Source organism: Bacillus sp. AR2-1, from assembly GCF_008368755.1.
Taxonomy (GTDB): Bacteria; Bacillota; Bacilli; order Bacillales; family Bacillaceae_G; genus Bacillus_A; species Bacillus_A wiedmannii.
This window is the reverse complement of record NZ_QORY01000018.1, coordinates 64,672-85,868: the sequence shown is the minus strand read 5'-3', so window position 1 is coordinate 85,868 and position 21,197 is coordinate 64,672. Positions and strand designations below refer to the sequence as shown.

At 35.1% G+C, this 21,197-nt stretch carries 20 protein-coding genes, 1 pseudogene and 1 riboswitch; of the genes and pseudogenes, 7 read left to right on the top strand and 14 right to left on the bottom strand.

Annotation, left to right across the window (positions count from 1 at the left end):
- Positions 1–33: 33 nt before the first annotated feature.
- Positions 34–1,119 carry a Delta(10) desaturase DesB gene (gene desB, locus DT250_RS21145; RefSeq protein WP_064477210.1) on the bottom strand — a complete coding sequence of 362 codons (1,086 nt, stop codon included), beginning with the start codon at positions 1,117–1,119 and terminating at the stop codon, positions 34–36.
- 580 nt (positions 1,120–1,699) lie between these two features.
- Here desB and DT250_RS21140 point away from each other — a divergent pair.
- Together DT250_RS21140 and DT250_RS21135 are read left to right on the top strand one after the other, a co-directional pair.
- A complete protein-coding gene (locus DT250_RS21140; protein WP_088061589.1) occupies positions 1,700–3,226 on the top strand; it encodes an FAD-dependent oxidoreductase in 1,527 nt (508 codons plus the stop codon).
- A gap of 277 nt (positions 3,227–3,503) precedes the next feature.
- Positions 3,504–4,805, top strand: a complete 1,302-nt coding sequence (locus tag DT250_RS21135) for an MFS transporter (RefSeq protein ID WP_097889287.1) — start codon at positions 3,504–3,506, stop codon at positions 4,803–4,805.
- 15 nt (positions 4,806–4,820) lie between these two features.
- Here DT250_RS21135 and DT250_RS21130 read toward each other — a convergent pair whose 3' ends face one another.
- Positions 4,821–5,603, bottom strand: a complete 783-nt coding sequence (locus DT250_RS21130; protein WP_088061585.1) for a nucleotidyltransferase domain-containing protein — start codon at positions 5,601–5,603, stop codon at positions 4,821–4,823.
- 121 nt (positions 5,604–5,724) lie between these two features.
- Positions 5,725–6,834, bottom strand: a complete 1,110-nt coding sequence (locus DT250_RS21125; RefSeq protein ID WP_000147454.1) for a PRK06851 family protein — start codon at positions 6,832–6,834, stop codon at positions 5,725–5,727.
- Between the two features lie 149 nt (positions 6,835–6,983).
- Positions 6,984–7,096, top strand: a riboswitch (SAM riboswitch).
- Between the two features lie 84 nt (positions 7,097–7,180).
- Here DT250_RS21125 and DT250_RS21120 point away from each other — a divergent pair.
- The gene (locus DT250_RS21120) at positions 7,181–7,813 is read left to right on the top strand and encodes a cyclase family protein (protein ID WP_046958871.1); all 633 of its coding nucleotides are present in this window, start codon (positions 7,181–7,183) and stop codon (positions 7,811–7,813) included.
- Positions 7,814–7,840: 27 nt separating this feature from the next.
- Here DT250_RS21120 and DT250_RS21115 read toward each other — a convergent pair whose 3' ends face one another.
- From DT250_RS21115 to DT250_RS21085, 7 genes and pseudogenes are all read right to left on the bottom strand, one after another.
- Positions 7,841–8,221: a hypothetical protein gene (locus tag DT250_RS21115; protein ID WP_000424111.1), complete on the bottom strand. Its 381-nt coding sequence runs from the start codon at positions 8,219–8,221 to the stop codon at positions 7,841–7,843.
- A gap of 221 nt (positions 8,222–8,442) precedes the next feature.
- Positions 8,443–8,604, bottom strand: a pseudogene (locus DT250_RS21110) (ATP-binding protein); the annotation flags it as partial.
- Positions 8,605–8,813: 209 nt separating this feature from the next.
- A complete protein-coding gene (locus tag DT250_RS21105) occupies positions 8,814–10,079 on the bottom strand; it encodes an S-adenosylmethionine decarboxylase related protein (RefSeq protein WP_088061581.1) in 1,266 nt (421 codons plus the stop codon).
- Positions 10,080–10,315: 236 nt separating this feature from the next.
- Entirely contained in the window at positions 10,316–10,984 is a 669-nt protein-coding gene (locus DT250_RS21100; RefSeq protein WP_001004279.1) for an LSm family protein, read from the bottom strand.
- Between the two features lie 163 nt (positions 10,985–11,147).
- Positions 11,148–11,597, bottom strand: a complete 450-nt coding sequence (locus tag DT250_RS21095) for a spore coat protein (protein WP_088061577.1) — start codon at positions 11,595–11,597, stop codon at positions 11,148–11,150.
- A 20-nt stretch (positions 11,598–11,617) separates the two neighbouring features.
- Entirely contained in the window at positions 11,618–12,142 is a 525-nt protein-coding gene (locus DT250_RS21090; RefSeq protein ID WP_088061576.1) for a spore coat protein, read from the bottom strand.
- Positions 12,143–12,377: 235 nt separating this feature from the next.
- Entirely contained in the window at positions 12,378–12,617 is a 240-nt protein-coding gene (locus tag DT250_RS21085) for a helix-turn-helix domain-containing protein (protein ID WP_002006755.1), read from the bottom strand.
- A 179-nt stretch (positions 12,618–12,796) separates the two neighbouring features.
- On the opposite strand from DT250_RS21085, the gene DT250_RS21080 reads away from it, so the two are divergent.
- A complete protein-coding gene (locus DT250_RS21080) occupies positions 12,797–13,165 on the top strand; it encodes a hypothetical protein (protein WP_046953739.1) in 369 nt (122 codons plus the stop codon).
- 258 nt (positions 13,166–13,423) lie between these two features.
- Here the strand turns inward: DT250_RS21080 and DT250_RS21070 are convergent, their stop codons facing one another.
- Positions 13,424–14,473 (bottom strand): NAD(P)/FAD-dependent oxidoreductase, encoded by a 1,050-nt coding sequence (locus tag DT250_RS21070; RefSeq protein ID WP_001070939.1) that lies wholly within the window; start codon positions 14,471–14,473, stop codon positions 13,424–13,426.
- Between the two features lie 331 nt (positions 14,474–14,804).
- On the opposite strand from DT250_RS21070, the gene DT250_RS21060 reads away from it, so the two are divergent.
- The 3 genes from DT250_RS21060 to DT250_RS21050 are packed head-to-tail and all read left to right on the top strand — an operon-like array spanning position 14,805 to position 17,815.
- Positions 14,805–15,722, top strand: a complete 918-nt coding sequence (locus DT250_RS21060; RefSeq protein ID WP_000732569.1) for an iron-hydroxamate ABC transporter substrate-binding protein — start codon at positions 14,805–14,807, stop codon at positions 15,720–15,722.
- 48 nt (positions 15,723–15,770) lie between these two features.
- Positions 15,771–16,811: a FecCD family ABC transporter permease gene (locus tag DT250_RS21055; protein WP_142293504.1), complete on the top strand. Its 1,041-nt coding sequence runs from the start codon at positions 15,771–15,773 to the stop codon at positions 16,809–16,811.
- Entirely contained in the window at positions 16,808–17,815 is a 1,008-nt protein-coding gene (locus tag DT250_RS21050; RefSeq protein WP_149213678.1) for a FecCD family ABC transporter permease, read from the top strand. Before DT250_RS21055 ends, DT250_RS21050 begins: the two co-directional genes overlap by 4 nt.
- A gap of 40 nt (positions 17,816–17,855) precedes the next feature.
- On the opposite strand, the gene DT250_RS21045 is transcribed toward DT250_RS21050, so the two are convergent.
- The 3 genes from DT250_RS21045 to mtnK are packed head-to-tail and all read right to left on the bottom strand — an operon-like array spanning position 17,856 to position 20,837.
- Entirely contained in the window at positions 17,856–18,497 is a 642-nt protein-coding gene (locus DT250_RS21045; protein WP_000926561.1) for an L-fuculose-phosphate aldolase, read from the bottom strand.
- A gap of 54 nt (positions 18,498–18,551) precedes the next feature.
- Positions 18,552–19,595: an S-methyl-5-thioribose-1-phosphate isomerase gene (gene mtnA / locus DT250_RS21040; RefSeq protein ID WP_141542812.1), complete on the bottom strand. Its 1,044-nt coding sequence runs from the start codon at positions 19,593–19,595 to the stop codon at positions 18,552–18,554.
- A 12-nt stretch (positions 19,596–19,607) separates the two neighbouring features.
- Entirely contained in the window at positions 19,608–20,837 is a 1,230-nt protein-coding gene (mtnK, locus tag DT250_RS21035; protein ID WP_088061569.1) for an S-methyl-5-thioribose kinase, read from the bottom strand.
- Positions 20,838–21,197: the final 360 nt, after the last annotated feature.

The window sequence follows — 21,197 nt, the reverse complement described above, 5'->3', positions numbered from 1 at the left end:
GGCTTGCTTTTTCACTGCAAAATATATCAATTTTTATTGATTTACTTTTTTAATACTCTCTTCTTCCTCTATATGTTCCTCACGATATGAAATATTATGAGGATCTAGTCCATTTCCTAAAGAACCATAGAAATGCTCTCTATGCGGATCCACTAATTCACTTCCTTGATAATACACACGTGGTGTATTCCATAGCGCTGCCAAAGCTTTTGTCATTGGCATCTCATGATAGCGTTCCGGCCACATTTCTTTAATTTTCTCTTTTACTAACGGATAGTATTTAGAGCTCATAGCAGGGAACAAATGGTGTTCTGTATGATATGAGAAATTGAAATGTAAAACGTCTACCCAGCGCGGCACTGTTACTGATAAACAGTTCGCTAACGGATCATTTACTGGAACAATTGGATTTAAGCGATGATTTGTTGCGATATATGCCATTACAATAAAGTTAGCAATTAACAATGGAATTACATATGCAAATAACCATTTTCCAGGTCCCATAATAAACAATAAACTAATCCAAACAGTCCAAGGCAAAAGAAGTTGAAGCCATACAGATTTTTGATTGGATGACTTAAATTCCTTTATAAAATGAAAGAACATTCGAGTCGAATGTAACGTAAATTGAATGGTTAGTGACAGAAAACTAAAGAATGAACGAACATGAAGAGGCATGCGATATACCCACCTTAAAAACTTACTCTTTTTCAGTTTCTCAAGTGTAGGCCATGCATCTGGATCATTTTCTTCATGTTGTGTATGAACATGATGCGTTGCATTATGCCACTTTCTCCAAAGCTTCGGGCCAGTTGATAATGGCATAAATGCTATCGCGCCTAAAAAATCACGAAGCCATGCTTTTCTTACAACAGTTCCATGTAAAATTTCATGTCCTAAAAATCCAAGTGAAGCAAAACATAATCCAAGAACAATCGCAATTCCTAGATTCGCCCACACATTCAATTCAAATACACCAATCGATATTAACCCCGCCAATGCCACAAGCAAATAAGCCAGTCCACCAAATAAACGTGTAGGAACTGGTTTAAATGCTTTTTTCGGCAAATGTGGTGATACACGTGCTGCATACCACCCAAACGTATGAAGCTCCTTCATCCTTTTGCCCCTTTCTTATGCCGCGTCTTGCGCAACTTACATATATCAATTCTTGCTTCCAGATTGATTTTACTAGCTGATTAAAAAGCATCTATGTATAAGGAAAATATACTCACTCTATCGTCACTTATCTTTTCGCTTTTATTATCAATGAAAAACATTTCTCTTTTTACTCTCTATCAACCTTTCCACATGATGAATCATATCAATAGAATTTCCATATTGTCAACAACTTTTATGACCTAGTAATAAAAGTTGGTTATATTTTTATAATCATACTTTATTCCACTAAAGAAAAAACATAGATTTTATAAGGTTTTACCCATTATGCATATATATATGCTGACATACTATAGACTCTATCTTATTCAAGAACTCTCTGTGTAAACAACAAATAAACTCACCTGAATCTAGCTTTGCACAACTCCTATCTCTTCATACCGACAACACCAAAATTATATTAAAATAATTTTATCTTTCTTTTAATAAAAATAGGCTCTCTCTAAAACAGCACACATGAATTTCATATCTTATGGAAATATTAAAAGGAAAATTGTTCTAAAATCGGGAGGTTTCTATAATGACAAGCGATACATTTCCACAATTCCCATTATCTTATTGGATTGAATCTACTCAAATCCCTGCTTTTCCCCCTTTATCTGAAAATATAAAGACAAAAGTTGCCGTTATCGGTGCCGGTATTACAGGTATTACTACTGCCTATTTACTTGCGAAAGAAGGCATCGATGTTGTTTTAATTGATTCTGGTCTTATTTTAAATGGAACGACTGGGCATACAACAGCAAAGGTAACAGCACAACACGATCTTATTTATGATGAATTAATAAATCATTTTGGTTTGGAAAAAGCGAGGCTTTACTATGAATCAAATAATCATGCTCTACAATTTATAAATGAGACGGTGAAAACATATAAAATCGACTGTAATTTCTCAAATGAAGATTCATATTTATATACAACTACTGATAATGGATTAAGAAGTTTATCAAAAGAATATGAAGCCTATCAAAAATTAAATATACCTTGTGACTATGTTCAATCTCTATCGATTCCGATTCCAGTACAATCTGCACTTGTCATGAAAAACCAAGGACAATTCCATCCCCTCCTTTATTTGAAAACACTTTTAGAAAAGTTTGTAGAGATGGGTGGAAAAGTTTATGAACAAACAACAGCTATTGATGTGGAAAAGGGTGATTATCCACAAATCATTACAAAGAGCGGACATCGCATCACTTGTGAATATGTTGTCTCTTGTTCACATTTTCCTTTTTATGATGCGAATAGCTTTTTCTTTACACGAATGTACGCAGAACGCTCTTATGCTCTTGCCATTAAAGCAAAAACAGATTATCCAGGTGGCATGTATTTAAGTATTGATGATCCAAAACGCTCCTTACGCTATACAACAAACAATGGAGAACAATTAATTTTAATTGGCGGAGAAAGTCATAAAACAGGACAAGGAATAAACACGATGCTTCATTACGAAGCACTGTATTCTTTTGCGGAAGCAACGTTTGGAGTAGATGAAGTTCCCTATAGATGGTCAGCACAAGATTTAATCACGCTAGATAAGCTTCCTTATATCGGACATATTAACGAAAGAAATCCAAATATATTTGTTGCAACTGGATATCGTAAATGGGGAATGACAACTGGAACTGCTGCCGCTCATTTACTGAAGGACTCCATTCTAAAAGTCCACAATCCCTATAAGGAGCTGTATGCACCATCACGCTTCCATGCAAATCCAGATATAAAAACATTCCTCTCCCAGAACATTGATGTTGCGAAACATTTAATTGAAGGAAAGATTGAAACCGCATTACGTAAGCCAGAAGATCTCGAAGTTGGTGAAGGATCTGTCGTACATGTTAATGGGAAACGAGCAGGTGCTTATAAGGACAAAGATGGGAAATTACATATTGTCGATACAACTTGTACACATCTCGGCTGCGAAGTTGAATGGAATAATGGTGATTGTACTTGGGACTGCCCTTGCCATGGTTCCCGCTTTTCAATTGAGGGAGATGTTATGGAAGGTCCAGCAGATCAACCGTTAAAACGAGTTGATAATGAGTAAACAAATAAAGAAGTTCAACAGGATTCCTGTTGAACTTCTTTATTTGTTATAAAACCTTTTCAGATAAACTTCGACATAAGAAGGGAAATATTAACATCAAATACCATCAGATCAACCGTTAAAACGAGTTGATAATGAGTAAACAAATAAAGAAGTTCAACATGTTGAACTTCTTTATTTGTTATAAAACCTTTTCAGATAAACTTCGACATAAGAAGGGAAATATTAACATCAAATAAAATAATATATTTATCTATAAATAAAAGGAGGGAATACTATGCAAACTTCAGCTCCACCTCATCTAGAATCTACAAAAACTATCTTTTCAAGCTCTATTACAAAACTTGTTGTTTTTATTTGTTGGCTAGCCATTCTAGCTGATGGATATGATTTAGGTATTTACGGTGCCGTTCTGCCAAAGCTCCTAGAAGACAAAAGCTGGGCACTTTCACCGGCACACGCTGGTACAATTGCTAGCTATGCTTTATTTGGGATGTTTATTGGCGCTATTCTAGTTGGAACCATTACAGATCTAATTGGACGAAAATGGACGCTTATATGCTGTTTAGCACTTTTCTCCATCACAATGGGCCTTGCTGCACTTGCTCCTTCCCCTGAATTATTTGGTTTATCTCGATTTATCGGAGGAATCGGATTAGGCGGTGTTATTCCAACAGCTTCAGCACTTACTGTTGAATATTCACCAAAAAAGCGACAATCTTTTATTTATGCTCTTATGTTTACTGGCTATCCTTTAGGTATCGTGTTAGGTGCTATTTTGTCTATGTTTATGTTAGAAGATTTCGGATGGAGAATTATGTTTGGCATCGGAATGATTCCACTACTCCTCATTCCTTTCATCATTCGTTATTTACCTGAATCCATTCAATTTTTGTTATCACGTAATCGACAAGAAGAAGTGGAACAAATCCTTAATCGTTTTCAAATTGAATTCAATGCAAAAGAGGAAACTCATCAAGCCCCACCTAATATACGAAAGAAAAATGGATTTCTTACGTTATTCTCAAAAGAGTACATAAAAGCGACGCTGCTTTTTTGGATTACTTATATAATGGGAATGTTTTTAATATACGGTTTAAACACTTGGTTACCGCAGATGATGCGCCAAGCAGGATACCCTCTTGGATCTAGTCTATCATTTTTACTTATGCTAAATATTACTGCCGCTATCGGTGCATTATTTGCTGGAGCAATCGCGGATCGTATAGGGGCTAAAATTGTTATTAGCATCTCCTATCTTATGGCAGCTATATGTATTGGACTATTAACAATTAAACCATCTGTTACAATCATTTATCTTTTAATCGGCCTTGCTGGAATTGGATCAGTCGGTATTACTCAAATATTAAATGCATATGTAACACAATACTTCCCATCCCATATCCGAGCTACCTCCTTAGGCTGGGGACTTGGACTTGGCCGAGTTGGTGCGATTGCTGGTCCTATTCTTGTCGGTATTATTATGACAATGCAATATGACTTAGCATGGAATTTTTACTTATTCTCATTCGCGGGTCTTCTTGCAGCTATATCTGTTTTCTTTATTCCTACAAAATAAAAAAAGAGCACAAACTCACTTGTGCCCTTTTTCATATACTTCAAACAACATATCTCGAAACAATGTATTTAAACTCTCAATATCGATTCCTGATCCCTTTTCAATTCCTTTTACATATTGCTGATAGTAATGAATTTGTTCTTCTAAAAATTGATTCAACACCTCAATTTTTAATCCAACATCTAATTCAGTACCTGCCTTTTTCTTTATTAACAACTGTTCAATTTCATCTAATACGCTACGTTCTAACGATAATTCTGTAATCAATCGATCGAATTCTACAGGTGGTAAAGTTGTTTTCTCCTCTAGCCACTTACAAGCTAAAATCGGACGCAATACATAAAAGTATTTTTTCAATTTTACGTTCTCACCTTGCAAAAATTCACGATAATTTTTTGAAGCCATATGTAAGTAATGATATATCGTTGCTTTTGGATCAAAGTGCTTATCACTCATTTGCTGAAGCTGTTCTGGAAAATGAGAGTTTTTCGAATAGAAAATCGGTGATCGAATCCATTCGAGTAAAGCTGGGTTTGACTTTGCGAATAACTGTAACGCCTTTTTAATATCCCACCCGCTTATATCTAAATCATCACTAATCGGATACTCAATTACATCTCGTTTATCATGAATTGATAAATACCACTCTACCGGATGCATATAAACAAATCTAACATCATAATCACTATCTTTCGATGGAAATCCCCAAGCACGACTCCCTGATTCCACTGCAAATAAAATTTTCACATCATTCTCTTGTTCAATTCTTGCTAACTCCACTCTAATTTTCTCTCTCATTTCATACCCTCTCCGTTTTTTGATTATTTCCTTGGAAATTCGACAAATATACTGCTAATTTTACTACATACTAAAATAGCTGTCAGAAAATTCCCGACAGCCTACTAAAATCCTTTATTTTTTACTTGTTCTTTTCTGTTACACTAACCGCAATTCGTTCAAACTCTTTTTGAATCTCCTCTTTATATGCATCTACTTTTGAAAAATCCATAGCAGCAATATATATTCGTTCTAATTTATCACGAACTGATTTCGCTTTCGCTAAGAAAGACATCGCCTCATTCATTTTTGCTTTATATTGAATCGACACGTCACGAATTTCTGTCGCATACTTCTCATCTGTCCCTGGTGTCACAATCAAGGCATACATATCTATAATTTCATCACCTTCGCGGCTCGGAAAATATTCATGTGGTGCGGTGCTATCAAAAATTGCAAACCCTAATTCTCTTACGATAACCATATCAAGACTATTTGGATCAAATCCACAATGATATACTTCAACTTCAAATCCTTTTTCTTCTGCTGCCTTAGCTAATTTTTTAAGCATTGTTGATTTCCCAGATCCTGGGCGTCCTTTTATAAAATAACGATGTGGTAATCCCTCTGTTAAATTAGGAACAAAATCAACTGCTCCTTTCGGTGTAGCTGCCCCTAAAAACCGATGTTTCACAAGCGATTGTTTCCCACCTTTATCTGTAAATAACTTCTGAATCAGCTGATCGGTTAGTTCATTTGCTTTATTAAAATCAATATTATTAATATATATTTTCTCCCACTCGTCATGTATAACTAGTGCCTCGTTAAAACAAGCGTAAGCAGTTTGAAAAGCCTTGCTTGCTTCTGAAACAAATCGTTCAATTTCCACCTTCTGCTTTCTTAATTTATCTGAGTCCCAAGCAACCCCTAAATTAATATACTCTTCGACAACTCCTGGCATTTTCGGCTCAATAACATGCGGTGATGTTCCATCAACAATTCCTACTTTTAACTTCGGGATAATTACACCATCAACCGATTTATTATCAGAAGAACAGTGTAAAAATTCAATATCATATCCTTTTTCAACCCACTCGCGACCTATTGCTTTGATTAAAGAAGATTTCCCGGTTCCAGGACCACCCTTTAAAATAAATAACCTGTTTAGCCCTTTTAAATTCTCATCGTATAAATTATGAAATCCTCTAGCTGTATTTCCACCAGCGTAATAATTCAATACATTCCCTGTCACTGCACTCACTCCTTCGCAGCATTCTATTTACATAAGCTACAATATGCGAGCAACTTTATTTGGGTGAATACCTATTTTGTATTGCACGAAAAAAGGAAATGAATTACAATTTAAAAGTAGTGAATATTCAGAAACGAAAACTTAATATGTCTTTATCAAGAGAGGCAGAGGGACCGGCCCTTTGACGCCCAGCAACCTCAGTTTATACAAACTGAATAGGTGCTAATTCCTGCAAAATGCATTGCATTTTGAAAGATAAAACGTAACTATTGTGTACAAAACTCATCTTTCTTGATTATGAAAGGTGAGTTTTTTTATTTCAAAACATATATTGGAGGTATTTAAAATGAAAGTAATTGACCTATCACAAACATTTGAAAACAATATGTCCCAATTCCCTGGAACACCAAAAATCAATTTAGGAGCCATTACAAGCGTTGAAGAGACAGGCTATCAAGTTACAGATTTTCATTCTGTCGTTCATGTTGGCACGCATTGTGATGCTCCTGCTCATTTCATTTCAGGCGCAACGACTATTGATCAATTACCCCTAGATCAATTTGTAGGCGAAGCTGTTCTTATTGATGTAACTCATGTACAAGAACGAAAACTACCTAAAGAAGTATTACACAACGCTGACATAAAAGAAGGTGATATTGTCATTTTCCATTCCAATCTATCTACGAAATGGAATACAGAAGCATATGAGAAAGAAGCTTTTTATCTTTCTGAAGAATTAGCTGAAGAACTAGTTCAATTAAAAGTAAAATCTGTCGGTTTAGATTTCATCTCTCCTGATGAGGTAACGACAGAAACATCGCCAATTCATCACATACTACTTGGGAATAATATTTATTTAATCGAAAACTTAACAAACTTAGATGCAATTAACACGAAACGTTTCTTTTTCTCAGCGGCACCTTTAAAAATTAAAGATAGCGACGGTGCTTTCGCAAGGGCATTCGCTGTAATTTTTTAAACAAACTATACAAAAAAGCAAAGATCATCATTGACCTTTGCTTCTATTTTTTTTATTTAAACTAAGAAAGAATTGCTCAACACGAGGACGTAACCAAGCTAAATAATCTTTCTCTTTCTTCTTTGTACAAGCTATTTCTTCGCCATCTACCATTCCGACAAGCTCTAGCTCTAACAGTTGCCTCGTAAATGCTAACATATTTATTTCTTCGTCTGGATACTCTTCTTTTAATTTCTCCTCAATTTCCCCCAATAAAAAACCGTCACGCATCATTGCCAATGCATCAATCCAAAGTGGCGGCATTTCATATTTTTCTCCTGTAATTGTATCTTTTACAATATAATTCTTTTGCTCTTTTCGAAATTGAATCGTGTGTAAACATACAGTCGAATTTAATGTTAATTCCATCATACCACCTCTTTCATAATATCTGCATAGAAAAAAGGATGCGCGTGCACCCCTTCTTTCTCTAACACTACCGAACCGTTACATGAATAACAAATCTCATGTCGATATTTTCCTCCATTATAAACGAAGTATTTTATAAAAAAAACCCTTCTTGAAACATTTTATAAAATGTTTATATTTACACAACAAGAACACTTTTCTGAAATTTTTTCTCTAGCACATTATGCTGTCGGTAAAAAAATTTCCTCTTTCGTTCCTATTCCCATGCTACTTTGAATCGCGATACTTCCTTGATGTTCCTCAATGATTTTATATGTAATCATTAACCCAAGTCCCGTACCATTCTCCTTTGTTTTGTAAAAAGCTTTACCGATTTTCTCTAACAAATCCGTTAATTTTTTTAAATAATTTAAAAGCTTCTCTTTCCTCATATATCAAGCTTTTAAATTTGTTCATATAAATACTCCTCATACTCAATACAAAAGCTCTACATATTATCTCCTTAAATTATAAGTATGAAATTGCTTTCAGGGTAAGATGTAACCTTATCATACGAAAAGGAAGGAGATTTCCCCTTCCTTTTCGTCACAACTTATATCCATCTTACCCGATCATGTAGCAATCCATCCGTAAAGTCATTTCCGCCCACTACAAAATCCTTCATATATAAATTCAAATATTCTCCGTACTTACTCTCTGTATTTAATAATAATTCCTCTACATAATAGGCACCTTGTTTAAAGTTATCGAACAGTAAACTACACAAGCCAGCATAAATTCCGCATCCTACTTGGAAGTAAGTCGCATTCGTTTTATATTTATGAAAAACTTGACTGCTATTCATCACGTTATACATATATGTCTCACTATTTTCATAAACGAGTAATACACCTACTAGATCCTCGCCGGCAATCTCTTCTTCGGCTGGATTAAATACTTTACGATTCCAACTCCATAAATCTTCTACTTGATCTAAGTTCTGTCTAATTACATTAGTCGTATACTCATTAATTCGGTAAAGAAAACCCACTTCCATATTGAAGTTTTTTCCTAAAATTAAAACTTCCTCATGTGGCATTAAACAGCCATAAAACTCTTTCTCTCCTAACTTTACTTTATACTCTGAAGCATATACATCTTCATAAAAATAAAGAGGACGATGATGACTCATATACATCGGATAACTCCATATCGCTTCATCTAGAAATCGCTCTACTGCCCATGAAGCATAAAGTGTATGAGGCTTTATAAGTGCTGTATCATTTAAAAATGACGTATCATGTTCTACTATATAACATGCTCTTGGCTTTTCCTTTGGACGTTCCTTCATAAGTTCAACAACCATCCATTGAACAACACCTGGATTCATACCTGAGCCTATAATTGCTTTTGTATTTGTAAATTTCTCTTTCTCCTTCTCAAACCTCGTATATCTTTCCGTAAGCTGAAAACCGATTAAACTATCGTCCTGATCTACTTCCTCATTTTCCAAAGCTGAATTAATATAACAAATTCCAAGTTCATTACAACAACTTAATACTCTGATTGTATCTGCCCCCGAAACATCAATAACAACACCCGTGCTTTTTTCTTTCAAATGTTGTTTGAATTTCACTACATCTTGAAGGTCAATTTCATATAAAAACAATTGATCTTTCAAATTTGGAAACAACTCACCATAATAAGCCCTATCTTTTTGTTTTATGTCAACCAAATGAAATGTAACATTCTTTATCGCTTCATAAATCGGGTCTTTTTCATTTGCTATCGCTTGATTTAAAATTGCTAAAACTGCTTTTGCTGCTCCACCAGCACTACCAAGTAATGTAATCGATAACGAATTTGGAAACTGCTCCACAAACAAAACCCCTTTAATATATTAGTTGAGCAGTTCTCCCACAAAAAAATAAATTGAATATATAAAAAATGGCTCGTACATATTTTTTATAATTTTGCACAAGATTTCCTCTTCAAAGGTCACACTAACACATTTATATTCAATTCATTTTCCCTCTCATATTCAAATCGAGCTAAACAAATAGGCTCGACCTTTTCTTCTGCATATAAAAGAAAAAGCCAGCCCTTTCAACTAGATTACGGACAATGGACAGATTTCACATGTTGAATATTCACATACATTTTTGCATCACGTGCTTTTAATATTTCAATATGCCCTTCATCAATCTTTGCCATCTTTCCGATTTTATTAGATTCCTCACCTAAATCGAACACCATGATTTTGCCGGACATTTTAATAAGCTGTTCTTCGAATGTTCTAGCTAACGTAATATTTAATGGATTCACGGGGAGTTCATTTTTATTGAGGGCGTACGGGACTTGGTTTTCTTTATACGGAATTAACCATTTCAAATGCTTTAAAGATATATATACTGTTTTATAAACTGGGCTATAAAAAACAATATAATCGTTCATTACACTTGTAACATAACCATGTATTGGAGCATTTCCTGCTACATAAACCTCTGTAAAAATCCCTTTAGAAGTGCTTAATACTTTTCTTAAAGAAATAGAAGGCGATTCCCTCTTAATTACAGAGTCAACATCTGGTTTTGATATTTCCTCATCATATGGTCTTAAAAATTTATAATATTGTACATGGTATAAAGATATATATACGTAGTCTTGTCCATTGTAAAGAACAACAATATCATTTCCTACGTCTATTAATACACCTTTAAATCTTTTTTCACCGATTAGTTTAACATATATATTTTCTCCAATACTTTTGTTTAACTCATTCATCTATATCCTCCTTCCTATAAATTTTTTGCTTTCCTATTCTCCATTCAAAAAAATAATCAGGGGCAATGTTCCGTCTTAATAGTAAAGACTTCCTTTTCATACTATCCGAAATAAGAAATCGTTCTTCACCTTCAACCATAATGCCCCTCTTATTTATCAAACATTATTCTTCTTCATTCTTTTTACATTTCACTACTTGGCTCACACTCTTAATATGAGACTTAATTACATAAATAACTTCATCGCAGTTTACTAGTGTAATACAGTCATGGTGTACCTCACTTAACAAACCTTCTACACATTCTGGACCGCCACGATTAATCTTTACCCACTTATACTTCAAGTCACGTAATACATCGACAAAAGTATCATCATCAGAGCAGAAACTTGAAACATAGCAATCGCCACATTTACTTTCTTTCACTTTCTTAACTAGACTCTTCACATGCTTTAGTTGGTAATATACTAATTCACCAAGAGGAAGTTGTAATGTAAGGTAATCTCTTCCTAACGATACAAGTACCCCCACTCGACTCTCTGGTCCACGAAGATTTACTTTTACAGTCTCACCGACTAAACACTTAATTTGCTCACAGCATAATATGCTCTCCAATTTCGTATCCCCCTTTCTTATTATCTTCCTCTACTTGATTGTCTTTGTGCACGAGCGCGACCTGAATTATTGCTACTGCTTTCCTTACTACTACTATCGTCGCTCTCATCGCTCTCTCCGCATGCTAATGCATTATAGTTAACGCTTTTAATATGCTTTATTGCAACTAATATAATTTCTTCTTTTACGATCAATGTTACGAAATCACACGAAACATCTTGTAAGATGCCTTCTACTTTCTCTGGACCACCGCGATTAATTTTCACCCAGCAATATTTGAAGCTTTGAAGTAGTGCTTCAAAGTCTTCTGCACATGCACAATCTTCCCAATCGCAATCACTTGATCCACAGTCTTTCGCATTTTTTGTAATACTTTTTAGATGACTAAGTTGATAGTAATAAAGCTCACCTTTTTCATTCTGCAATACGAAGTAGTCCGGACATACTGATATTATTGTTCCTTTTTGAGATTCTGGACCACCCCTGTTTACTCTCACAAAAGATCCAATTAAGTCTTTCAAAAAATCACAATGAAATAAACTCACGAGAAAACCCCTTCCATTAATTTATAAGCATTTGCACTGATAGTATATGTATCTGTACAGGTTACGTTCTCTATGTTTGTCCTAGCTAGAAAAAAATATGCTTTTAACATGGTAGACTACTACCTATCAAAATTCGAAGAAATGCTAAACGCTCCTTAGGCTTTTAATATCTTTAAACAAAAAATCCCGTATGAAGATACATTTCTGCATATCTTCATACGGGATTTCCCATAGTTTAATCTTCGTCTTTAACATCCATATCTTCTGGAATTGGTTCATTCAATATATCTTCCACTAATTGCTTATATTTCTCCATTTGTTCTAAATGTGTATTGAATTGTTCTTTATTTAATAAATATTGCTCTCCATCAAATAGTGCACGAATTTTCTTTTGCTGAATTAGCTCTTCAATATACGACTTTGGTAAATTCAAATACTCCGCAGCTTCTTCTACTGTTATATACAACGCGTTCATTCCTTTATTATTTTTTCATATATACTGTATCTTACTTTATTTTTGTAAACAAATAAAAAAGATTTTGTAAATGCAATTTAAAAAGAAGGTGGATGCATTCCATATATTGTATAATAATATAGTAAGGATTTTTTAAATATAGAATGGTATTACCCATTTACACAAAGGAGAGTTAACATATGGCTACTCGTCACATCATTACAATGTTAGAAAAAACATTACAATTTGAAACAGAAAACACAATTTCTCATTTAACTACATCTTTATCTGATCGTATTCTTTCTCAAAGCGCAGCAATACATGAAAACAATTGTTACCATACAATTGGGGAATGGTACAAAAATCATTTTTTATTCCAACAAGATGATTTCCTTTGGGCTAAATACGCTTTCTATGACGCATATTGTGAAGCTATAAAGGAACAAGGACATCTTACAAAACGCGTCCGTCAAATATTAGAATCATTAGCTCGAATGCATGGAAAACAGTACATTGCCTCCATATTAAATATGCCATTTCCTAACGAACGAGCTAAAGGGACAGCATAATGTAATACTGTTCTGCCGCAGTAAAACATAGATTCATTGTTTTCTAGGAAGATTTACAAATAAAACGTTCATATCACATGAACTGATGAAACCGGTGTCATTACAATGATTGAAAATATAGTAAACAGGAAAACCCCCATTTACCTCTCTCGTCACTCGAGAAGAGAAGTAAATGGGGGTTACTTGTTTCTTTATCCCGCTATTAGTGCGCGGCCATACTCAGCTGGGAATAGCCCCACTGATTACAGTTTAACTTTATTATTTCATCATCTGCTTGATCAATTCACGATTTCTCTTCTTAAATACTTCATTATGCGAAGAAACCATTCCGTACTCACTTGCATCTGGTTGAATAAATTGTTTCGCTTTATTTACAGCATTTCCAGCATCTTGGAATGCTCCCGCAATTAAGTGTAATTTCCCTTCGTGCTTTAAAATATCTCCCGCAGCATATAATCCATCTACAGAGGACTCACTATTCGCATTACCTGCAATATAATAATTATCTATAATTGCAACGTCTAACTCACTATTTTCTAATAACGTAATGTCACGTTCATATCCATGGTTAATAATCACTTCATCAATAGGTAAATGTGAAATTTCACTTGTTTCATGATTCGTTAATTCTACATATTCGATCGCTTCATGATTATCACCAGCAATGAGTTTTGTAATCGATGTATTAAAGAAACACTCCGCCGAGCTGTTCAGCAGTTGTTTTACTTGTGCTTCATGACCAGATAATTCTTCTTTTCTATATGTTACATACACTTTTTTCGCAATTGGTTCTAATTCATTTGCCCAATCAACAGCAGAATTTCCTCCGCCGGAAATAATGACCGTCTTACCTTTGAAACGCTTTAAAGATTTCACTGTATAATTTAAATTAGATACTTCAAATCGCTCAGCACCTTCAATTGATAACTTTTGAGGTTTCAATATACCACTTCCAGTTGCGACGATAACTGTTTTTGAAAAATGTTCTTCTCCAGTGCTTGCTTTTAACGTAAAAGTGCCATCTTCGTTACGAATAATCGATTCTACTTTTGTATTTAATACCACTTCTGGCTTAAATGTTAGCCCTTGCTGTACAAGTTGTTCAATTAATTTATCACCTGTAACTGGCAGCAGCCCTCCTACATCCCAAATCATCTTCTCTGGATAAACATGTATTTTTCCACCTAACTGTGGTTGAAATTCTATTATTTTCGTTTTCATCTCTCTGAGTCCACTATAAAAAGCTGAATAAAGCCCTGCAGGCCCTCCGCCTATCACAGTTACATCAAACAATTCTTCTTGATTCATTCGTGTCACTCCTCAGCTACTAGTCATTGATTATCATTCTCAATAAAATATAACCTGTTTCCGCAAAATTTACAATCAAAATTACTATTGACAATACACCTATATAAAATTATATTATTTAAAGAATCAATAGTGATAATCATTATCATTTTGTTAATAATTAGTAAATTTGAGATTACATCTTCTTTTATTAATATGGTTAATACTATATTGTAGAATCTCATATTCAAGATTTTTAATAAGCATTTTGCATTACCACTACTCTTTCAAAAAGATTGCAGTTAAACAAATTATTATATACAAATATCATCTATGTTAAAGGAGAAAGACAATGAAAAAGTTATTTATTTCACTAACAGTTCTTTTCGTTCTTGTTATGAGCGCTTGTAGCAATGGCTCTACAGACAAAAAGAACGATGCAAAAGGTAGTAAATCAGAAACAATTACATACCAATCTGAAAATGGTAAAGTAGAAGTTCCTGCAAATCCAAAACGTGTTGTTGTTTTATCATCATTCGCTGGTAACGTAATGTCATTAGATGTAAATCTTGTTGGGGTAGATTCATGGTCTAAACAAAACCCACGCTTTGATAGCAAACTTAAAGATGTTGCTGAAGTATCAGATGAAAACGTTGAAAAAATCGCTGAACTAAATCCAGATTTAATCATTGGTTTATCAAATATTAAAAATGTTGATAAGTTAAAGAAGATCGCTCCTACTGTAACGTACACTTACGGAAAAGTTGATTACTTAACACAGCATTTAGAAATCGGTAAATTATTAAACAAAGAAAAAGAAGCAAAAACTTGGGTTGATGACTTCAAGAAACGTGCACAGGACGCTGGTAAAGAAATTAAAGCAAAAATCGGTGAAGATGCAACAGTTTCTGTTGTAGAAAACTTCAACAAACAGCTTTATGTATACGGCGAAAACTGGGGCCGTGGAACAGAAATTCTATACCAAGAAATGAAATTAAAAATGCCTGAAAAAGTAAAAGAAAAAGCATTAAAAGAAGGTTACTACGCATTATCTACTGAAGTATTACCTGAGTTTGCTGGTGATTACTTAATCGTAAGTAAAAACAAAGATACTGATAACTCATTCCAAGAGACAGAATCATATAAAAACATCCCAGCAGTAAAAAATAATCGCGTATACGAAGCAAACATGATGGAATTCTATTTCAATGATCCACTTACATTAGATTTCCAACTAGACTTCTTCAAGAAAAGCTTTCTTGGTAAATAATACAAACATGAGGAATTCTTAATTTAAGAATTCCTCTTCCTTTATTCTATGAACAGAAAAGATGTGAAACGAATGACAAAAGATCACGACAATCCACGTTCTATAGCTTTTACATACAAACTAATTTTGAGCATAATTGCATTCTTTCTTATTTTTATGGTAGCAATGGTATTAGGTGCTGCAGATACTTCAATAAAAGACGTATGGTTAGCACTTACTTCCTCCGCTAAAGGGGACAAAATATCTATTATTCGCGAAATACGTTTGCCACGTGAAGTTGCTGCTATTTTTGTAGGAGCTGGACTTGCTGTTTCTGGAGCAATTATGCAAGGATTAACACGAAATCCACTTGCAGATCCTGGATTATTAGGGCTATCTGGTGGAGCAAATGCTGCGCTTGCACTGACACTTGCTTTCAATCCTTCCATCAGCTATCTTTACTTAACATTTGCTTGCTTTATTGGTGCTGCAATTGGCGCAATTATGGTATTTGGAATTGGTATGGTGAAAAAAGGCGGGCTATCCCCTCTTCGAATTGTATTAGCCGGTGCTGCCGTTTCAGCATTTCTACTCGCAATTTCAGAAGGAGTCGGCATTTACTTCAAAATTTCACAAGATGTATCACTTTGGACTGCTGGGGGCGTAATTGGAACTACTTGGAGCCAATTAAAAATTATTATTCCAGTCATTTCAATTAGTATCTTTATCGCTATCTTACTAGCAAAAAAATTGACAATTCTTAGTTTCAGTGAAGAAGTGGCTATTGGACTAGGTCAAAAAATTATTGTTATTAAAACCATTCTATTTATCATTATTATCTTACTTGCTGGTGCTTCTGTAGCGCTTGTCGGAAATATGGCATTTATCGGTTTAATGGTACCTCACATGGTACGCCCAATTGTCGGTCCAGATTACCGATTTGTTATACCGATGTCAGCAATTGCTGGAGCTTCCTTTATGCTACTTGCAGATACAATCGGACGTACTATTAACGCTCCATACGAAACACCAGTTGCCGCTATTGTCGCAATTGTAGGGCTGCCATTCTTCCTATTCGTTGTACGTAAAGGAGGAAAAACATTCTCATGATGCAATCTATTCTAAGAAAACAACGTCTTATTATACTCGCTTTACTAATACTGACCATCACCACCATTGTAGTTGGAATGGGACTTGGTTCAGCATCTTTATCTTATGATCAACTACTCCCAACATTAATGGGACAGGGGACTTTTAAAGAGGAGTTTGTTTTATACTCTTTAAGACTACCTAGAATTGTTATTACATTATTAGCTGGTATGGCTCTCGCTTTATCAGGGGCTATTCTGCAAGGAATTACTCGAAATGATTTAGCTGAACCTGGTATTCTCGGAATCAACTCTGGGGCCGGTGTTGCTGTTGCTATTTTCTTTTTATACTTTCCAATAGATGTAGGTTCATTCCTTTATTTACTACCTGTCGTTGGATTTATCGGGTCTTTTCTGACAGCTGTTCTAATTTACGTATTTTCATATAGTAAATCAACTGGACTTCAGCCAATACGATTAACATTAACTGGTATCGGTTTTGCATTTGCACTATCTGGAATGATGATTGTCCTTATTTCATCCGCTGATCGTATGAAAGTGGACTTTATTTCAAAATGGATTGCCGGAAATATTTGGGGAGATGACTGGATCTTCGTTTTAGCAATGCTCCCATGGTTAATCGTATTAATTCCGTTCGTTTTCTATAAAGCAAATCGATTAAACATTCTAGCATTAAACGAGCCAGTCGCAATCGGTGTTGGAATTGAAATTGAAAAAGAACGCAGATACTTATTAGTTGCAGCCGTTGCGCTTGCAGCTGCAGCTGTTTCCGTAACAGGAGGAATTAGCTTTATCGGACTAATGGCTCCTCATATCGCGAAATCTTTAGTAGGTCCAAGACATCAAATTTTCATGCCTATCGCCGTTTTAATCGGCGGATGGCTATTGCTATTAGCAGACACAATCGGACGAAACATCGTTGATCCTAATGGCATCCCAGCAGGTATTGTCGTTGCTTTAATTGGTGCTCCTTACTTTATGTATTTGTTGCTTAAGAAGGCATAGAAACACCCTCAAGAGTGAAATCTTGAGGGTGTTTCTTCATTTACTGCTGCCCATACCCTTCAAACTTCTTCGCCAAATTCGCCATCTCATCTTCTGGCAATAGCTTCGGCTCTCCGACGCTTTTCGTTTGATAATAAATTTGCGCACAAAACTCAATTTCTTCTGCAACAGTAAACGCCATTTTTATGTTATTTGCACCTGCAATTAAACCGTGGTTCTCAAGTAAAACGGCACGGCGATCAATCATGCCTTCAAAAGCAGCATCTGCTAATTGCTTCGTACCAAATGTTTCATACGGTGCACAGCGTACATTCGGGCCTGCGAAAGCAATTAAATATGATACAGCAGGAAGCTCCCACCCTAATGATGCAATTGTCTTCGCATAAGGTGAATGTGTATGCACAAGCGCATTTATATCTTCACGATTTCTATAATATATAAGGTGCATATCGAGCTCGCTTGACGGTTTTCTCTCTCCCTCTACCACTTCACCATCTAAGTTTAATATAACTACATCTTCAGGTTTTGTTTCATAATACTCTAAACCACTTGGGCTAATCGCAACAAGACCTTGTTCACGATTGAAAATACTAATATTGCCGCCTGTCCCCTTTGTTAAACCGCTAGAAATCATTTTCTTTCCATACGCTACAATTTCTTCTCTTTCTTTTTGTAATAACATATACATCCCCCTAAGTATGAAGCTTATGATGACTGACTTTTTAAATCTATCTACTTATTGAAATAGCTTTTTTAAGTTCTCCGTAAACGGTGCTTTTACAATCCCTTTTTCCGTAATAATCGCTGTTACATTTTCATGTGGTGTGACATCAAATGCCGGATTATATACTTTACTTTCTTTCGGAGCAGAATATTGTCCGAAGCGATTAATCACTTCAGAAGCATCTCTTTCCTCGATTGGAATTTCTTTTCCTGTCGGTGTTTTTAAGTCGATTGTCGGTGTTGGTGCTGCTACATAAAACGGAATGTTGTAGTATTTTGCTAAAATAGATACGCCTAATGTCCCAATTTTATTTGCTACATCACCGTTTGCTGCCACACGGTCGCACCCAACGATTACCGCCTCAATCTTCCCTTGTGACATGACCATAGCTGCCATATTATCCGTAATGACAGTAACATCAATCCCCGCTCGCTGTAGTTCTAATGCTGTTAACGTTGAACCTTGTAATCTAGGACGTGTTTCATCCGAAAAGATTTTTAAGTCCCATCCTTTTTCTTTCGCTAAGTACATTGGAGCTGTCGCAGTCCCATACTTAGTCGTCGCTAACGCACCAGCATTACAATGTGTTAACACTCCCATTCCATCATGGAATAACGTTAATGCATGTTCTCCGATTTGACGGTTAATTTCTTCATCTTCTCTATGAATCTCTTTTGCCTCTTCTAGTAATCTATCTTTCAACTGGCCGATTGATAAATGTGAGTTCTCTGTCGCGACTGTCTCCATTCTTTCAAGTGCCCAAAATAAATTTACTGCTGTTGGCCTTGATGTTGCCAAATATGCACATACCTTTTTGACTTCCTCTATAAAGTCTTCCATCTTACTTTGAATAACTTCCTTTATTCCTAAACACACACCATACGCTGCCGAAACACCAATCGCTGGTGCTCCTCTTACTTTCATTACTTGAATGGCATCCCACACGCTTTCAGCTGTCTTGAAAGATTCATAGACAACCTCATTCGGTAATAATGTTTGATCTAATAAAATTAAAGAATCATCTTTCCACTGAATGGGTATTAATTGCTCTTCCATCATCTTCTCCCCTTACTTCGCGTAGTGCATTGACTGTTCTTTTAACGTTTCTACAAAACTTGTGCCTGTTTTATATTGATTAGCCCGTAAAATAAATTTCTTCGCTACTTGAAGACAAATACGTTCTGCTCTGGCACGTGCTTCCTCATTCTCGATACAAGTAATATCCTTTACTTTCGCTAGCCCAACAATACGACGAATTAACTCAAGGCCCGTCACTGCAGCTGTATCCTCTAATACAGATTGTAAATATACTTCGTTAAAGCCTTCTTCCTTCGCCATAATCTCGGTCACATGAATATTCCAAGCATTTAAAAACTTCTTCTTAAATAAATCAATTACCTCTACCATTGTCGATTGTAGCCAACCCATATACGCATCTTTCTCAGCCCCAGGCTTCATAGTCGCATCTGCATTCACCCAAGCAAACATTAAATTCGCCATTACATTCCCAACGTCATATCCCATCGGTCCATAAAAGGCAAACTCAGGATCAATAATCTTCGTGGAATCATTTTTCACAAAAACGGAACCAGTATGCAGATCACCATGAATAAGTGCCTGTGCATTCGTCATAAAAGAAAACTTACGTTTTGCTACTTCCATACGAAGCTCTTTATCACTATAAATATGCTCTCTAATCCATCCTTCATTTAGCGGAAATAACTCGTTACGCTTATTATGATTTGTAAATGGCTCAGCGTATACGAGGTCTTCTGTAATCTCACATAATTCAGGATTTATATAGTTTTTTACAAGCTCCTTCTTCTCTTTATGATTCATTACAACATCCGATGTTAATAAAAGTGTGTTTACCAAAAAAGTCGTTACATCGTCAGCAAGCCTCGGAAATATTTGATGATTTATAAGTGCTGTACGTAATATTGTGTGGTCTGATAAATCTTCCATTACGCAACAATTCATCACACTATCAAACAAATATACCTTTGGAACAAGCCCAGGTGCTAACTCCTCCTCTAACTGCAAAACATCTGATTCTATACGAATACGATTCGTCGACAACTTAAACTCATCTGAAATCCTTGCTGTATCCCCAGCTTGCTTTACAATGACAGAAATATTCTTCTGCTCATCCCAAACGCGGAATACATAATTTAAATTACCATCGCCTATTTCTTTACACTGTAACCCCTTTGCATCCTCAAACTCACATAATTTCTCTTTCACATATACAATCACATCGTTAGCTTCCATTAAAAAATACTTTGTGAACTTAGACATGGTTTCCCCTCCACACTAATTGTAAGCGTTTTCTAAAAGCTATAAAAAATAATAGGTTGAAAAATTTTTATCCTATATTATATCTTCTTCTTTTTGAAAGGTATATCTAGATTTTATTATATCTTGTTAACATCTTGAGTCAATGTTTCTATATCACTGCAATATGCTTCCTAATTATATATTTTAGATGACAAAAAATGTTCAAAAAGATTCTAATTCATTTTATTTTATTTATCGCACAATTCTTTGTAAAATAGAAATAAGCAATCCCTTTTCAAATCCACAACTTCTAAGAAATATTCCCTTCCTAACAATTTATACTTACACCATGTCTCTAACATACGCACTACTCTTTTACAT

Excerpts from the sequence above, each read along its gene's own strand:
- desB (WP_064477210.1), bottom strand. The coding sequence starts at position 1,119 with ATGAAGGAGCTTCATACGTTTGGGTGGTATGCAGCACGTGTATCACCA.
- DT250_RS21140 (WP_088061589.1), top strand. The coding sequence starts at position 1,700 with ATGACAAGCGATACATTTCCACAATTCCCATTATCTTATTGGATTGAA.
- DT250_RS21135 (WP_097889287.1), top strand. The coding sequence starts at position 3,504 with ATGCAAACTTCAGCTCCACCTCATCTAGAATCTACAAAAACTATCTTT.
- DT250_RS21130 (WP_088061585.1), bottom strand. The coding sequence starts at position 5,603 with ATGAGAGAGAAAATTAGAGTGGAGTTAGCAAGAATTGAACAAGAGAAT.
- DT250_RS21120 (WP_046958871.1), top strand. The coding sequence starts at position 7,181 with ATGAAAGTAATTGACCTATCACAAACATTTGAAAACAATATGTCCCAA.
- DT250_RS21115 (WP_000424111.1), bottom strand. The coding sequence starts at position 8,221 with ATGGAATTAACATTAAATTCGACTGTATGTTTACACACGATTCAATTT.
- DT250_RS21100 (WP_001004279.1), bottom strand. The coding sequence starts at position 10,984 with ATGAATGAGTTAAACAAAAGTATTGGAGAAAATATATATGTTAAACTA.
- DT250_RS21085 (WP_002006755.1), bottom strand. The coding sequence starts at position 12,617 with ATGAACGCGTTGTATATAACAGTAGAAGAAGCTGCGGAGTATTTGAAT.
- DT250_RS21080 (WP_046953739.1), top strand. The coding sequence starts at position 12,797 with ATGGCTACTCGTCACATCATTACAATGTTAGAAAAAACATTACAATTT.
- DT250_RS21070 (WP_001070939.1), bottom strand. The coding sequence starts at position 14,473 with ATGAATCAAGAAGAATTGTTTGATGTAACTGTGATAGGCGGAGGGCCT.
- DT250_RS21060 (WP_000732569.1), top strand. The coding sequence starts at position 14,805 with ATGAAAAAGTTATTTATTTCACTAACAGTTCTTTTCGTTCTTGTTATG.
- DT250_RS21055 (WP_142293504.1), top strand. The coding sequence starts at position 15,771 with ATGAACAGAAAAGATGTGAAACGAATGACAAAAGATCACGACAATCCA.
- DT250_RS21050 (WP_149213678.1), top strand. The coding sequence starts at position 16,808 with ATGATGCAATCTATTCTAAGAAAACAACGTCTTATTATACTCGCTTTA.
- DT250_RS21045 (WP_000926561.1), bottom strand. The coding sequence starts at position 18,497 with ATGTTATTACAAAAAGAAAGAGAAGAAATTGTAGCGTATGGAAAGAAA.
- mtnA (WP_141542812.1), bottom strand. The coding sequence starts at position 19,595 with ATGGAAGAGCAATTAATACCCATTCAGTGGAAAGATGATTCTTTAATT.
- mtnK (WP_088061569.1), bottom strand. The coding sequence starts at position 20,837 with ATGTCTAAGTTCACAAAGTATTTTTTAATGGAAGCTAACGATGTGATT.